12 protein-coding genes are annotated in these 14127 nt (G+C 60.1%); 6 read left to right on the forward strand and 6 right to left on the reverse strand.

All coding sequences use genetic code 11. The features are described from left to right. Window positions 1-3: 3 nt before the first annotated feature. A complete protein-coding gene (locus HMPREF3140_RS06235; RefSeq protein WP_077270445.1) occupies window positions 4-759 on the reverse strand; it encodes a gluconate 2-dehydrogenase subunit 3 family protein in 756 nt (251 codons plus the stop codon). A 501-nt stretch (window positions 760-1260) separates the two neighbouring features. Here HMPREF3140_RS06235 and HMPREF3140_RS06240 point away from each other — a divergent pair. Continuing rightward, entirely contained in the window at window positions 1261-1632 is a 372-nt protein-coding gene (locus HMPREF3140_RS06240; RefSeq protein WP_023287732.1) for a VOC family protein, read from the forward strand. A gap of 7 nt (window positions 1633-1639) precedes the next feature. On the opposite strand, the gene HMPREF3140_RS06245 is transcribed toward HMPREF3140_RS06240, so the two are convergent. The 3 genes from HMPREF3140_RS06245 to HMPREF3140_RS06255 all read right to left on the reverse strand — a co-directional run bounded on the left by HMPREF3140_RS06245 (window position 1640) and on the right by HMPREF3140_RS06255 (window position 5634). Further along, window positions 1640-2710 (reverse strand): ABC transporter ATP-binding protein, encoded by a 1071-nt coding sequence (locus HMPREF3140_RS06245; protein ID WP_002908292.1) that lies wholly within the window; start codon window positions 2708-2710, stop codon window positions 1640-1642. After that, window positions 2703-4472: an ABC transporter permease gene (locus HMPREF3140_RS06250; protein WP_002908294.1), complete on the reverse strand. Its 1770-nt coding sequence runs from the start codon at window positions 4470-4472 to the stop codon at window positions 2703-2705. Before HMPREF3140_RS06250 ends, HMPREF3140_RS06245 begins: the two co-directional genes overlap by 8 nt. Before the next feature lie 73 nt (window positions 4473-4545). Then, window positions 4546-5634 carry an ABC transporter substrate-binding protein gene (locus tag HMPREF3140_RS06255; RefSeq protein WP_012541442.1) on the reverse strand — a complete coding sequence of 363 codons (1089 nt, stop codon included), beginning with the start codon at window positions 5632-5634 and terminating at the stop codon, window positions 4546-4548. A gap of 302 nt (window positions 5635-5936) precedes the next feature. Between HMPREF3140_RS06255 and HMPREF3140_RS06265 the strand changes: the two genes are divergently transcribed. Beyond that, window positions 5937-7016 (forward strand): malate/lactate/ureidoglycolate dehydrogenase, encoded by a 1080-nt coding sequence (locus tag HMPREF3140_RS06265; RefSeq protein WP_004148647.1) that lies wholly within the window; start codon window positions 5937-5939, stop codon window positions 7014-7016. A 246-nt stretch (window positions 7017-7262) separates the two neighbouring features. Next, window positions 7263-9413, forward strand: coding sequence for a formate dehydrogenase subunit alpha (gene fdhF / locus HMPREF3140_RS06270; RefSeq protein ID WP_004175722.1), 2151 nt, complete (start codon window positions 7263-7265; stop codon window positions 9411-9413). Between the two features lie 42 nt (window positions 9414-9455). Here the strand turns inward: fdhF and HMPREF3140_RS06275 are convergent, their stop codons facing one another. Then, window positions 9456-10613, reverse strand: coding sequence for a M20 aminoacylase family protein (locus HMPREF3140_RS06275; RefSeq protein ID WP_004148649.1), 1158 nt, complete (start codon window positions 10611-10613; stop codon window positions 9456-9458). A 294-nt stretch (window positions 10614-10907) separates the two neighbouring features. Between HMPREF3140_RS06275 and HMPREF3140_RS06280 the strand changes: the two genes are divergently transcribed. From HMPREF3140_RS06280 to HMPREF3140_RS06290, 3 genes are all read left to right on the forward strand, one after another. Then, the gene (locus tag HMPREF3140_RS06280; protein ID WP_023328549.1) at window positions 10908-12107 is read left to right on the forward strand and encodes an MFS transporter; all 1200 of its coding nucleotides are present in this window, start codon (window positions 10908-10910) and stop codon (window positions 12105-12107) included. 116 nt (window positions 12108-12223) lie between these two features. Continuing rightward, window positions 12224-12658, forward strand: coding sequence for a VOC family protein (locus HMPREF3140_RS06285; RefSeq protein ID WP_009486106.1), 435 nt, complete (start codon window positions 12224-12226; stop codon window positions 12656-12658). 41 nt (window positions 12659-12699) lie between these two features. Continuing rightward, the gene (locus tag HMPREF3140_RS06290) at window positions 12700-13092 is read left to right on the forward strand and encodes a VOC family protein (RefSeq protein WP_004200207.1); all 393 of its coding nucleotides are present in this window, start codon (window positions 12700-12702) and stop codon (window positions 13090-13092) included. A 128-nt stretch (window positions 13093-13220) separates the two neighbouring features. Here the strand turns inward: HMPREF3140_RS06290 and HMPREF3140_RS06295 are convergent, their stop codons facing one another. Next, window positions 13221-13808, reverse strand: coding sequence for a DUF1062 domain-containing protein (locus HMPREF3140_RS06295; RefSeq protein WP_014343156.1), 588 nt, complete (start codon window positions 13806-13808; stop codon window positions 13221-13223). Window positions 13809-14127: the final 319 nt, after the last annotated feature.

Raw genomic sequence — 14127 nt, forward strand, 5'->3', positions numbered from 1 at the left:
ACACTAAATCAGTAAGTTGGCACCATCACCCGGTGGGAAGGGGTAGCGTTCGCCCCGTTCAACCCAGTCCATAAAGTCGGCGCGCGCGCCGGGAAAATTAATCAGCGTCCAGCCGACCATGCCTTTATTGCCGCCATGGATCGGGTCGCTGAAGAACCCTTCGCGGGTGTTTTGCAGCAGATAGGTGAAGAACAGCGAGGCCGGCAGCTGTTTGAACTCGGCTTTACCCGATTCCCACAGGCCGAGCGCCTCGTCCTGCTGCTCGCTGCTCAGTTCAGCGAAGGTTTTATGATATTTGTCCTGACACCACGCCTCGGCGTCGGCGATCCCGAGGTTATAGATCTGTTTGGGCACCAGCGGCAGCTGATAACCCATCTCTTTCGGCACGTCGGGATTGAAGGGCCCCTGCATATACCAGATGGAGCCGGTGGCGTAAGGGGTATTGAGCTGGCGGTCGATAAACTCCGGCACGCCGGCCTCTTTGGCGCCGGGGCCAAGTTCATCCGCCGGGATCAGGCGCGCGACGGCGGCGTTGATAAACGCCCACTCACGATCGTTGAAGAACTGCGGCTTCCAGTCGCTGGCCGCCGCGGTGTTCCCGGAGGCTGGCTCTGAAGCGGGGGCCGCCTGCGCGGTCGCGCTGGTGGCCACGCCAATAGCCCCTGCTCCCGCGCCGCCGATCACCACCGTCGGGATCAGCGCCATCGATTTCACCAGGAAATCACGCCTGGAATTGTTGGTTTTCTCGCTCGACATCATCACATTCCTGTCATTGAAAATTACTGTTTTTGTCGCTGACAAAACCAGTGAATGTCGTGCTGGAACCGATACCATTGCGCTTTTAAACCGCTTAGCGTCTGGCCCGGCCCGGCAAGTCGGATAAAACATCGCCAGAGGCGATATCATTTATAGGGTTATCGTTTGGATAGTAGACGATTCTCAACGAAACGCGGGAAATCGGAGAGAAATTAACCGGTCTGTCATCGTGAGAAGAGTGCTGCCATAACCTTGAGGCGGTAAACCAGCGGCATTCACACCGCGCTGAGCTTACCCATGCGCCAAAAAAGAGTGACTTGTATCACAAATGTTATTTTTTGTTTATGGTACATGGCAGATTAAACGTCTGTAAATACTCGTATTAGGAATAATTAAACATTTTGAGCTGTTAAAAAAGTTAATAACCGTTGTTAACTATCTTGTATCTATTGTCCGGCTAGCGCCTTCAGCTGGTGATATACCATCCACAGGAGAAAAGAAGATATGTTCGATCATGTGAAATTCGGCGTTAGCGACTATGCCGCCAGCAAAGCGTTCTTTTTGCAGGCCCTGGCCCCGCTTGGCGTAACGCTGATCGGCGAAGGCGAACCGAGCTACGGCGCAGAGCTGGCCGGCAGCGGTGATGCTTCTCTATGCCTCTATCAAAGTGCGGAAAAACCGGCGCCGCTGCACATTGCCTTTCGCGCCGACAGCCGCGAGCAGGTCGATGCCTTCTGGCAGGCGGCGCTGGCCGCCGGAGGAAAGGACAACGGCGCGCCGGGGCTACGGCCAAACTACCACGCCAGTTACTACGCCGCGTTTGTGATTGCGCCAGACGGGCACAATATTGAAGCCGTGTGCCATCTGGCGGGGTAACGGGCGGCTACCGCTGCGGAAAAATCCACACATCCTCCGCCGGGAGCGTCAGATGGCAGTGTTCGGCATCGCGCAGCGCCGTTCCGTAGGCGCGCAGCGGAAAGTCGTCGCCTTCGGTACGGAACAGGTACTCCCAGCGGTCGCCGAGGTACATGCTGGTCAGCAGCGGTAGCTGGAGGCTATTATCCTGCGCGGCGCCGTCAAGTCGCAGGCGCTCGACGCGGATCACCGCCGTCGCCGGCTCGCCAACGCTAACCCCCTCGCCCGCTCGCCCCCACAGGCTCCAGCTGGCGCCTTCGATCCGCGCCCTGCCGTTCTCCAGCGCCATCACTTTGCCGTGCAGGCGGTTATTGCTGCCCATAAACTCAGCGGCGAACAGCGTCGCCGGGCTGCCGTACATCTCCTGCGGGGTCCCCTGCTGCTCAATGACGCCATTGTTCAGCAGCAGAATACGATCGGAGATGGCCATTGCTTCATTCTGATCGTGGGTGACCATTAGCGCCGAGAGGCCCAGCTTAATGATCAGCTCGCGCAGAAACACCCGCGCCTCTTCGCGCAGCTTGGCGTCAAGGTTGGAGAGCGGTTCATCCAGCAGGATCACCGGCGGGTTGTAAACCAGCGCCCGGCCGATGGCCACCCGCTGCTGCTGGCCACCGGAGAGCTGGTGCGGATGGCGGTTGCCAAGGTGCCCCAGCCCCAGTTGATCCAGTACGCGCTGCACCCGCTCTTTTATCTCCCCCGCAGCCACTTTACGCAGCTTCAGCGGATAGGCCACATTGTCGAACACCGTTTTGTGCGGCCACAGGGCATAGGACTGGAACACCAGGCCGAGGTTACGCTCTTCGGCCGGGATCTCGCTGCGCGGCGTGCCGTCGTACACCGTGCGGTTGCCGATGGCGATCCGTCCGCTCGTCGGTTTTTCCAGCCCGGCCACCGCCCGCAGCAGCGTGGTTTTCCCGCTTCCCGAAGGCCCCAGCAGCGATACTACCTCCCCCCGGCCGAGCGTCATGGACACCCCCTTCAACACCGGGTTGTCGCCATAGGTGAGATGCAGATTTTCTACCGATAACTCAATCATGTAATTTCACTCCAAAGCGCAGGGCGATACCCAGGCCAATCACCACCAGCAGAATATTGATAAAGGAGAGCGCCGCAACGATATCGATGGCCCCCGCCGCCCACAGCGACACCAGCATCGAGCCGATGGTTTCGGTACCCGGCGACAGCAGATAGACGCCGGTGGAATACTCGCGCTCAAAGATCAGGAACATCAGCAGCCAGGAGCCAATCAGCCCATAGCGCGACAGCGGAACGGTCACGTGGCGGGTGATCTGCCCCCGCGAGGCGCCGGTGCTACGCGCCGCCTCCTCCAGCTCCGGGCCCACCTGCAGCAGCGTCGAGGAGATGAGCCGCAGGCCGTAGGCCATCCACACCACGGTGTAGGCCAGCCAGACGCTGAAGATGGTGTTGCGCAGGGCGCGCAGCTGCACGATAAGGTGCTCCCGCAGCCAGTCGGCCACCGGCAGCGCCGAGAGCCAGCCGTGCTTCAGCGACTGATCGAGCCACATCGGCACAAACAGGAATACCCACAGGAAGGCCAGGCCGGCCAGCAGCCCCGGTACCGCGCGCGGGACCAGCACGCTGTAGTCGAGAAAGCGGGTGACGTTATCCGCTTTGCGGTGCATAGCGATGCCGACAAACAGATAGCAGATCACCGCCAGCGCGCCGCCGATGATGCCGATAGCCATCGAGTTGACGATCGCCCGCAGCAGGTTGGGCTGCTGCCAGATATTGTGGAACGTCGCCAGCGACAGCTCATCCCACAGCGACACGCCGACGCCCCAGTTGGAGATAAAAGCGCGCAGCGCCACGCCGAGCAGCGGTACGCCGATGGTCACCGTCAGCCAGGCCACTACCACCGCCCCGGCCACCCAGCGCCATTTGCCCAGCGGCAGCGCCCGCGCCTGGGACGCCTTGCCCTTCATGGTGACAAAGCGGTTGGCGGTGCGCATCAGCCGCCGCTGGAGCATCACCAGCGGGATGGTGATGCAGATCAGCACCACCGCCACCGCCGCCATCAGATGGTAGGAGGGGGTGCCGAGCTTGTTAGTCAGCTTGTAGAGATAGGTCGCCAGCACCATGTTGCCCTCGGGGTCGCCCAGCACCAGCATCAGACCGAAGACTTCCAGACCGAGGAAAAATAGCAACACGCAGGCGTAAAGAATGGATGGCCGCACCATCGGCAGACTCACCGAGGTCATCACCTGCAGCGGCGTGGCGCCGACGGTGCGCGCCGCCTCTTCCACGTCGGAGCCGACGCTGCGCAGCGCCGAAGAGATATAGAGATAGGCATGCGGAACGTGAGTTAAGCCGGCGATGACCACAATGCTGAACATCGAGTAGATATTCCACGGCACAAAGCCGATCAGCTGCTGCGCCCACTGGGAAAAGAAGCCTACCGGCCCGGCGGCCACCACGTAGCCAAAGCCCAGCACCATCGGCGAGACGAAGATCGGCACCAGGATCAGCGGCTCAATGATCCGCCGGCCGGGTAAATCGGTGCGCACCATCAGAAACGCCAAAATACCGCCCAGCGGAATGGCGATAATCACCAGGCCAAAGGCCAGAATAAAACCTGACCTTAATGCCAGATAAAAATCCGGGTCGGTAAAAATAAAGGCGAAGGCTTCCAGACTCCACGATTTGGAGCGGGAAAAGAACGGTGCCGAAAGAAAACTCTGCACCACAATAAATAACAGTGGGACATAAATCACCAGCGCCGTGATGCACACCACCACGCCGCGCGGCAGCCCCTGCCACTTTCTGCGTAATACGTTCATGGTTCATCCCTTCGGTCAGGTGAATAAACCCGCCGGGTGTGAATAGGGGCATCGGCGATGCCCCAGGGGAGGATTATTTCGCGGCGGCGCTGCGCCATTGTTTAATAAACTGCAGACGTTTTTGCGGCTGTAAATAATCGAGCAGCGTTTCGTTGACCGGGATCGGTTTTAACGCTTTGCCCAACAGCGCGGTCATGCCGTCGATATCATTTTTACCTTCAATATCGCGACGAATTGAGGGAATATCCGCCTGGCTGGCGAGGATCTGCTGGCCTTTTTCCGACAAGACATAATCCAGCCACAATTTTGCCGCATTGGGATGTTCGCTCTCCTGGCTAATAAACGAGACGCGGGAGAGCACCAGCACGTAATCTTTCGGATAGGCAATACCTAAAGAGGGATCGTTTTTCGCCCGCGCTTCGGCATAAGAGCCAAGAATGTTATAGCCGATCAGGTTTTCGCCGGAGGAGACGCGCTCCATCATTGTGCCGGTGGAAGACTGCACCGTCAGGCCGCCTTTGGCGATATTCGCCAGGTCGGCAAAATAGTTCGCGTCGGCCTGGCTGTCCTGTACCGCCAGCATAAAGCCGAGGCCCGATTTTTCGATATCGTAGGTGGTGACTTTGCCTTTAAATTTATCGGCCTGGCTGGCGATCAGTTTTGCCAGCGCGGTATGCGAATCCGGAACCTCATTCTGCGGGATCAGCCGTTTGTTATAGATAAACACCACCGGCTCATAGGTAGTGCCATAGGCTTTTTGCTGCCAGACCGCCCAGTCGGGTAATTGCTTCACCTCCGGCGAGGCATATTGTTCGGCGTATTCGGTGGCTAATTTCAGCGCGGTATCCATCGATGAGCTCCACACCACATCCCCGCTGCCGCCCCCGGCGGCCTGTTCGCTGATATAGCGGTTATACAGCTCGGTACTGTTCATGTCGTTATATTCGACTTTGACGCCCGGATATTGCGCTTCAAATCCCTTAATTAACGGCCCGGCCGCTTTGGTATCGGTCGTGGAATAGATCACCACCTTGCCCTCTTTTACGGCGGCATCAACCGTTTTTTGATAATCCGCGGGATAGCCCGCAGGCACCTCCGCCCAGGCGGCACAGGCGAAAACGGCCGTCAGTGAAACCACTAAACCACTTATTTTCTTATACATGATACCAACCTTTAATCATCAATTAATAAACACAAATTTAACATATAGTGGTATCAGCTCCCCTTGCAACGACGGGGATGGCTTTTTTCTGGCTTTTGTGACACTGGCAGAATTTAAAAATGTGGTGTTTATGGCGTTAATTAAAACGCGATCCCGGCCCGGTTTTTTATCGTCTGTCGTATGCGCAGGCGCTGGCGCAGCGGCATGTCGCCGGGAGACGCCGCCCTTGACCTTCTGCGCCGGGCGGCGCAGCATAAAACGGCAAACATAACAAAATAACAACAGACTACAGGAGAGAATCAGTGCCTACAGGACACCGCTTTCTGGCGACGGATCTGCATCAGTTTGTCGTCTCACTGTTTACCCATCTCGGCAGTACCCCAGGGGAAGCCACCCTCGTCGCGGACCATCTGATCGCCGCCAATCTTGCCGGACATGACTCCCACGGCGTTGGGATGATCCCCAGCTACGTCAAATCCCACGCCGGTGGTTTTCTGCAGCTCAACCGCCACGCCACGGTGACCAAAGACGCCGGCGCCGTGGTCACCCTCGACGGCAACGCCGGCTTCGGCCAGGTGGTCGCCCACGAAGCGATGCAGTTAGGCATTGAAAAGGCGAAGCAGCATGGTATGGCGGCTATCGCCCTGCGCAATGCGCATCACGTCGGACGCATCGGCTACTGGGCCGAACAGTGCGCCGCCGCCGGGCTGATCTCCATTCACTTCGTCAGCGTCATCGGCGACCCGATGGTCGCCCCGTTCCGCGGGAAGGACAGCCGCTTCGGCACCAACCCGTTGTGCGTGGTGTTTCCCCGCGCGGGCCATCCGCCGCTGCTGCTGGACTACGCCACCAGCGCCATCGCCTTTGGTAAAACCCGCGTCGCCTGGCATAAAGGCGAAGCCGTGGCCCCCGGCTGCCTGATTGACGCCGAGGGTCGACCCACTACCGACCCGGCGGTGATGCAGACCTCGCCGCTGGGCGCCCTGCTCACCTTCGCCCAGCACAAAGGCTATGCCCTGGCGACGCTGTGCGAAGTGCTCGGCGGCGCGCTCTCCGGCGGGCAAACCACCCATCAGGAGAGCCTGCAGACCAGCGTCGACGCCATCTTTAACTGCATGACCACGGTGATCCTGCGCCCGGACGCGTTCGATGCCCCGGACAGCCAGGCGCAGACGGAGGCCTTTATCGCATGGTGTAAGCAGTCGCCGCACGATGCCGATGCCCCGGTGCTGGCACCCGGCGAATGGGAGGCCGCCAACCGCGAAGCGCGGCTGGCGCAGGGGATCCCGCTGGATGCCGGCAGCTGGCAGGCAATCTGCGCCGCCGCGCGCGACGTCGGCCTGAGCGAATCGCACTTCGACCGCTGCCGCCCTCTCGCCTAGCCGCGTGTTACCCCGCAGAGCGTCTGACGTCGGCGCTCTGCGTCATCGTCATTAGTGACGAGGTCATGCTCCCGTCATCAATCTCTTTTCATTTTTCAATACAGATCAATAGCTTAAATTCTGGCACAAGACCTGCATAGCGCAACAGGCCTGCGTCTGCATCACCACCAGGCGATACCGCGATCGTTGCCCGTCGGGCCCGGCGCGACAGCGATCCTCAGTTCACTGTTAACAGGTCTGTTACTGATGAAAAAAATCACGAGCGTGTGCCCCTACTGCGGGGCGGGTTGCAAACTTAAACTGGTTGTCGACAACAATAAAATCATTCGCGCGGAGGCCGCCGACGGCGTCACCAACCAGAACCAGCTGTGCCTGAAAGGCTACTACGGCTGGGATTTTCTTAACGATACGCAGCTCCTGACGCCCCGTCTTAAACAACCGATGATCCGCTACCAGAAAGGCGGCGCCTTCACGCCGGTCAGCTGGCAGGAGGCGATTCGCTATACCGCCAGCAAGCTCAGGGAGATCAAAGAGAAGCATGGCCCGCGCGCCATCATGACCACCGGCTCCTCGCGCGGCACCGGCAACGAAACCAACTATGTGATGCAAAAGTTCGCCCGCGCGGTGCTGAACACCAATAACGTCGACTGCTGCGCCCGCGTCTGCCACGGCCCCTCCGTCGCCGGGCTACAGCAGGCGCTGGGCAACGGAGCGATGAGCAACTCGATTAGCGACATCGAAAACTCGAAGTGCCTGCTGGTCTTTGGCTACAACTGCGCCGACTCCCATCCCATCGTCGCCCGCCGGGTAATCAAGGCCCGGGACAACGGCGCCAAAATCATCGTCTGCGATCCGCGGCGCATTGAAACCGCGCGCATTGCCGATCGTCATCTGCAGCTCAACAACGGCAGCAACATGGCGCTGGTAAATGCCTTCGGCTATGTGCTGCTGGAGGAGGAGCTGTACAACAAAACATATGTCGAACGCTATACCGAAGGGCTGGATGCTTACCGCGAGGCGGTGAAGGATTACGCCCCGGAAGCGGTGGAAGGGATTGTCGGGGTCAGCGCGCGGGAAATCCGGGAGGCGATGCGCATGTTCGCCGCCGCCCCATCCGCCACCATTATGTGGGGCATGGGGGTCACCCAGTTTGGCCAGGCGGTGGACGTGGTGCGCGGCCTGGCAAGCCTGGCGCTGCTCACCGGCAACCTGGGACGGCCCAACGTCGGCGTGGGGCCGGTCCGCGGGCAAAACAACGTACAGGGCGCCTGCGATATGGGCGTGCTGCCGAACCTGTTCCCCGGCTATCAGGAGGTCACCGACCCCGCCGTGCGGGCGAAATTCGCCGCCGCCTGGGGCATCGACCCGGCGCTGATGGACGACCAGGTCGGCACCCGCATCACCGAGGTGCCGCATAAAGCGCTGACCGGCGAGATCAAAGCCTATTACATCATGGGCGAAGATCCGCTGCAGACCGAAGCCGACCTCGGCCTGGTGCGCAAAGGCATCGAGGCGCTGGACTTCGTGGTCGTGCAGGACATCTTCATGACCAAAACAGCGGAAATGGCCGATGTCCTGCTGCCGGCCACCTCCTGGGGCGAGCACGGCGGCGTCTTCACCTGCGCCGACCGCGGGTTCCAGCGGTTTGAACAGGCGATCCCTCCGGCGGGAAATGTGAAGCGCGACTGGGAGATCATTAGCCTGCTGGCCAGCGAATTGGGCTATCCGATGCACTATGAGAACAACCAGCAGATCTGGGACGAGATGCGCGAGCTCTGCCCGCTGTTCTACGGCGTGACCTGGGAGAAAATGGGCGATATGGGCCATGTCCAGTGGCCGTGCCCGACCCTCGATCATCCCGGTACGCCATGGCTGTATAAAGACAACCGCTTCGACACCCCCTCGGGTAAAGGGCAGCTGTTCGCCACCGCCTGGCGCGCGCCGGCGGAGCGCCCGGATGACGAGTGGCCGCTGGTGCTCTGCACCGTGCGGGAAGTCGGGCATTATTCCTGCCGCTCGATGACCGGCAACTGCGCCGCGCTGCAGTCGCTGGCCGACGAGCCGGGACGGGTGCAGATGAATCCCGCGGATGCGCAACGACTGGGGATCGCCGACAAACAGCTGGTGTGGGTCAGCTCCCGGCGCGGGAAGGTGATCTCCCGCGCCGACCTCAGCGATCGCATCAATCCGGGGGCGGTCTATATGACCTATCAGTGGTGGGTGGGCGCCTGCAATGAGCTGACCCAGGATAACCTCGATCCGATCTCCAAAACGCCGGAAACCAAATACTGTGCGGTGAAAGTGGAAGCGATTGCCGACCAGCAATGGGCGGAGCACTATGCCTGGACGGCCTACAGCGACATGAAAGCGCGACTGAAAGCCGCTGCCGACGTCTGACCTCAGGGAGCGCAGCGCGCTCCCTCTGCCGCTGCCGGTGGGTTACGCCGCCGGCAGCTGTTTCTCCACCAGCCCCACCCACATGGCGACGCCGGGGCCGATCAGCGCATCGTTAAAGTCATAGCTGGCGTTATGCAGCGGCTTCGACGGGGTTTCGCCGTCGGTGCCTATCCAGAAATAGGCCCCCGGACAGGCCTCCAGCATGCAGGCAAAATCTTCGGAGGCCATCGACGGCGCCTGATTCCAGCGCACCGCTTGCGCGCCGAGAGTGGCGGCAGCCACCTCGCGCACCTGCTGCGCCTGCAGCGCATGGTTTTTGGTCACCGGATAACCCGGGAACCAGCTAATCTCGCCCTGCACATCGGACACCTGCGGCTGGGTCGCCACATAGCTTTCGATAAGCTCCCGCACGCGGGCGCGAACGCGATTGCTCAGGCAGCGGAAGGTACCGCGCAGCACCACGGTGTCCGGCAGGACGTTGATCGCCTCGCCGCCGTTTATCTGGGTGATGCTGACCACCGCGGAATCCTGCGGCGACAAGCGGCGGGAAGGAATGGTCTGCAGCGCCATTATCAGCTGCGCCGCCGCGACGATCGGATCGGCCCCGCTCTCCGGCATCGCCGCATGACAGCTCTTTCCGCGCAGGGTTATCTCGAAGGCGTCCAGCGAGGCCATCATCGCGCCATCGCTGAGCGCCACTTCGCCAAGAGGGATCCCCGGCCAGTTATGCAGCGCGTAGATGGCGTCCATCGGGAAGCGCTCAAACAACCCCTCCTCCACCATTTTGCGCGCGCCGCCGAGGTTCTCTTCCGCCGGCTGAAAGACAAAGTGGACGGTGCCGCTGAAATGGCGGGTCTGCGCCAGATGGGCGGCGGCCGCCAGCAGCATCGCGGTATGGCCATCGTGGCCGCAGGCGTGCATCACCCCGGGACGGCGTGAACGGTAGCTGACGCTCCCCAGCTCGGTGATCGGCAGGGCGTCCATATCGGCGCGCAGGCCGATAACCGGCCCGGGGCCGTTCTCCAGCGTCGCCACGACGCCGGTGCCGGCCAGCCCGCGATGCACCTGCAGCCCAAACGAGGCCAGCAGCTCCGCAACGCGGCGCGAGGTCTCCTGCTCCTGATATCCGAGCTCAGGCGCGGCGTGAAATTCACGTCGCCAGCCAACGGCTTCGGCGATCAGTGACGGCGATACGGCCATGTATTACTCCTTTCCTGCATAGCGTAATGCTGAATAATCGGTCATGCGTCGCGTTTTCCCCGTCGCTCACCGGCGTCGGGGCGCTACCGCTCCCTCCGTTATATCCTGTCGTTACCACGCTGACAACGTCATGAAATGCGGCGGCGGCGCGGCGTACAGCCCACCTGCCGCCCTGCGGCCCTTTTTTGGTAGTGATTTCAACGGTGACAACGGCCAGTCGATTAATTATTATGCAACTCAGGACGGCAATTTGCCGAAGGATCCACTACTGACCTCTCCGTCATCGGAAATAAAATGTTTAACCCAGACCAGAATCGTCTTGCCCCCACGCTGGCGATGATCATGGCCGCGTCGCTTGTGGGATTTATCACCGGCTATACGGTGCCGTTAATCAGTCTTGAGCTGGCGCAGCAGCAGATCGCGCCGCTGTACGTCGGCCTGCTGGCCGCTCTGCCGCCCGCCGGCATGATGATCTCCTCTTTCCTCTCTCCTGCGCTGTGCCGGCGCATTGAAATGGGCGTGCTGCTGAGCGGCAGTCTGATCCTGCTGGCGCTGGCGACCATCGCCTCATGCATGACTACCGATATGACGCTGCTTTTGCTGCCGCGCCTGCTGACCGGCCTGGCCTCCGGGGTCATTATCGTACTCGGCGAAAGCTGGATCACTGGCGGCGCGGCGGGCAGCCAGCGCGCTACCCTCACCGGTCTCTACGCCTCGGCCTTTACCGGTTGCCAGCTGGCCGGGCCGCTGCTGATCTCCGTCGGCCCAGCCTGGCAGACATCAGCGCTGATAGCGATTGTCGCGGTCACCGCCGTCTGCCTGCTGATGCTGCGCCATCTGCCCACCGGCACTCGTGAAAGCCTCGGGGAGCGCGCCAGCTGGCGCAGCCTCGGCGCCTTTCTGCCGGTACTGGCCTCCGGGGTCTTCTGCTTCGCCTTCTTTGACGCCAGCATCCTCGCCCTGCTGCCGCTGTACGGCATGGACAAAGGGCTGAATGAAGGGCTGGCGGTGCTGCTGGTCACCGTGGTGCTTACCGGAGATGCGATGTTCCAGACCCCGCTCGGCTGGCTGGCCGACCGGGTCGGGATTCGCCGCGTGCATCTGAGCTGCGCGGTGGTTTTCAGCCTGTCGCTGCTGGCCCTGCCGCTGATGCTCGGCTCGCGCATTCAGCTGATGGCCATTTGTCTGCTGCTGGGCGCCGCGGCGGGCGCACTTTATACCCTGTCGCTGGTGCGGGCGGGGAAAACCTTCAATGGGCAGAAGCTGATTATGATTAACGCACTGTTCGGCTTTTTCTGGTCCGCCGGCAGCGTTGCCGGGCCGGTAGTCAGCGGCATGCTGATCGGCATCACTGGTTACGATGGCCTGATCGTCACCCTGGTGGCCAGCGGCGTACTGTTCCTGTTGATTCAGTGTCTGTGCAAAAACGAGAAAACCCTGCTTGCCAGTGAGCAGGAAGATGACATGGACGAGGCGACGGAGTCCGCACGGTAGTCCTCACGGGCTGGCCTGGCGCCAGCCCTTTTTTATGGCCCTCACCGGAGGGTATCCTGTTCTTGCTGGCTCACTGCTGTTAACCATTGCCGGCCCCCCAGCCGAAAGGAAATCCCATGGAAAGTAATACCTTACATCGTGGCAGATTGATCGATCATATTCTGCTGGTTGTCGAAGACTTTGAGGCAAGCAAAAACTTCTATACCGCCGTACTGTCGGCGCTGGAGATCCCGGTTATCACCACCGCCAATGAATACTTGCTGGCCGACGAACTGGTGGTGGCCTCACGCCGCAGCCCGGAGGCTGCCGGGAAACTGACTGGGCGCCACCACCTGGCATTCCAGGCCAGAGATCGTGACATGGTGGACGCTTTTTACCATGCGGCGCTGACCCATGGCGGACGTGATAACGGCGCGCCTGGCGAACGACACTATCATCCTGGTTACTATGCCGCTTTTGTGCTGGATCCGCAGGGGAATAATATTGAGGCGGTGTACCATGGCAAGGTTGAGCGCAGCGCCGGGTCTGTTGCGATCAGCTTCACGCAGTAAGCGGGCGAAAGTCACCTTTTTGCCCGCAACAGGAGGACACTATGTTTTCATACATCATGCTGGGAACCAATGACCTGCCACGCGCCATCAAGTTCTATGACCCGTTAATGGCGCTGCTGGGGCACGTCAAAGCCGGCCGTAACGAACAGGGGGCGTCCTGGGGCACCTTCAACGGCAATCACACCTGCGGGCTGTGCGTGGGCGTTCCTTTTGACCAGCAGCCTGCCGGGGTGGGTAATGGAACGATGGTGGCGCTTAACGCCCGCTCCGTCGCACATATTGCGGAACTGCATGCCCTCGCCCTGCAACTCGGCGGACGTGACGAAGGCGCTCCCGGTCACCGGCCGCAGTATGGCGACGGTTTTCACAGCGCCTACGTCCGCGATCCCGACGGCAATAAGCTGGCGTTTGTTTACTATGCGTCTGCAGATTGAATGGCTGCAGCGGAGGTGGCTTTTGCAGGCGGAGAAAAGGGTGTCAGGACGGCCAACTTCGCCGTCCTTATTCACCGAGGAATAAAAAAGCCAGCAGCTCAAGCGCTGCGGCTTATCTTCCCGGCAAGTTATCTACCGCAAAGTGATAACGTAATCCGGCGTCGCGCATACAGCGTTTCCGCCGCCAGCTGAAAATCATATTCCATCGCCTTCAGCTTTTTCGTCTTGAGCTGTTTTAGTGGAATACCCTCGATATGCCCTGTCGCGACCAACCACCGGATTTCAGCCGTACTCAGCTTGAGCTGTTTTTTCAGTATTGATAGCAGGCTGATGCGAAATGGCTGACTGACTCTGACGCGCACCGTTATCCGCTGACATGCCATCAACGTAACCGACCATTGCTCGTGAATACGAAAATCAGGTTGCCCCGACGGCTCGGCGCGGTTGCGCTTCAGCGTCGCGAGGTCAGCGGCATAATAGTGAACCATGGCTGCATCGTTCTTCAGCAGGCGCTGAAGCAGTTCGCGGTTTATCTTGCTGACGTGCAGCCTGGAAAACAGGGCGATATTCCAGGTGTAATCGCAGTGCGTGCATTTATAGATGCTCCAGATATCCAGCAGCTTCTTTTGCGAATTCACCCGGATGGCGCCGGAAGGCGCAAAGTCGCGTTTTACATTGCAGGCGGGGCAGCGTTTGGCAATGTGCTGATACCCCACGGGCGTGACCGTCCATGTAACTGTCATAACGTACCTTTTTTAACCCATACGAAACCGAGTCCGTCATTAACGGACCATGATTTTTGGCGTATGAAAAATAGTTAATCGCTATTTTTCAGTGGGTTAAAAAAAGATTTCCAACGTTATTTTCCTGGAGAAGTCCTAATCGACACCCTGAGATTAACAAAGGGGTTATCGCGGGATATATGAGCCCTGTCAATGTTTGCGCGGATGATTAAAAGCTTCGTCAATACACCCGGAATGCTCAGCGGGCTGGCATCGCGCCAGCCCGCCCGGTTTACAGCACCTTGCTGAGGAA

This window comes from Klebsiella sp. HMSC16A12 (assembly GCF_001808265.1).
GTDB classification, from domain to species: Bacteria; Pseudomonadota; Gammaproteobacteria; order Enterobacterales; family Enterobacteriaceae; genus Klebsiella; species Klebsiella pneumoniae.

Coding starts and splice junctions, on each gene's coding strand:
- HMPREF3140_RS06235 (WP_077270445.1), bottom strand. CDS start 759: ATGATGTCGAGCGAGAAAACCAACAATTCCAGGCGTGATTTCCTGGTG.
- HMPREF3140_RS06240 (WP_023287732.1), top strand. CDS start 1,261: ATGTTCGATCATGTGAAATTCGGCGTTAGCGACTATGCCGCCAGCAAA.
- HMPREF3140_RS06245 (WP_002908292.1), bottom strand. CDS start 2,710: ATGATTGAGTTATCGGTAGAAAATCTGCATCTCACCTATGGCGACAAC.
- HMPREF3140_RS06250 (WP_002908294.1), bottom strand. CDS start 4,472: ATGAACGTATTACGCAGAAAGTGGCAGGGGCTGCCGCGCGGCGTGGTG.
- HMPREF3140_RS06255 (WP_012541442.1), bottom strand. CDS start 5,634: ATGTATAAGAAAATAAGTGGTTTAGTGGTTTCACTGACGGCCGTTTTC.
- fdhF (WP_004175722.1), top strand. CDS start 7,263: ATGAAAAAAATCACGAGCGTGTGCCCCTACTGCGGGGCGGGTTGCAAA.
- HMPREF3140_RS06275 (WP_004148649.1), bottom strand. CDS start 10,613: ATGGCCGTATCGCCGTCACTGATCGCCGAAGCCGTTGGCTGGCGACGT.
- HMPREF3140_RS06280 (WP_023328549.1), top strand. CDS start 10,908: ATGTTTAACCCAGACCAGAATCGTCTTGCCCCCACGCTGGCGATGATC.
- HMPREF3140_RS06285 (WP_009486106.1), top strand. CDS start 12,224: ATGGAAAGTAATACCTTACATCGTGGCAGATTGATCGATCATATTCTG.
- HMPREF3140_RS06290 (WP_004200207.1), top strand. CDS start 12,700: ATGTTTTCATACATCATGCTGGGAACCAATGACCTGCCACGCGCCATC.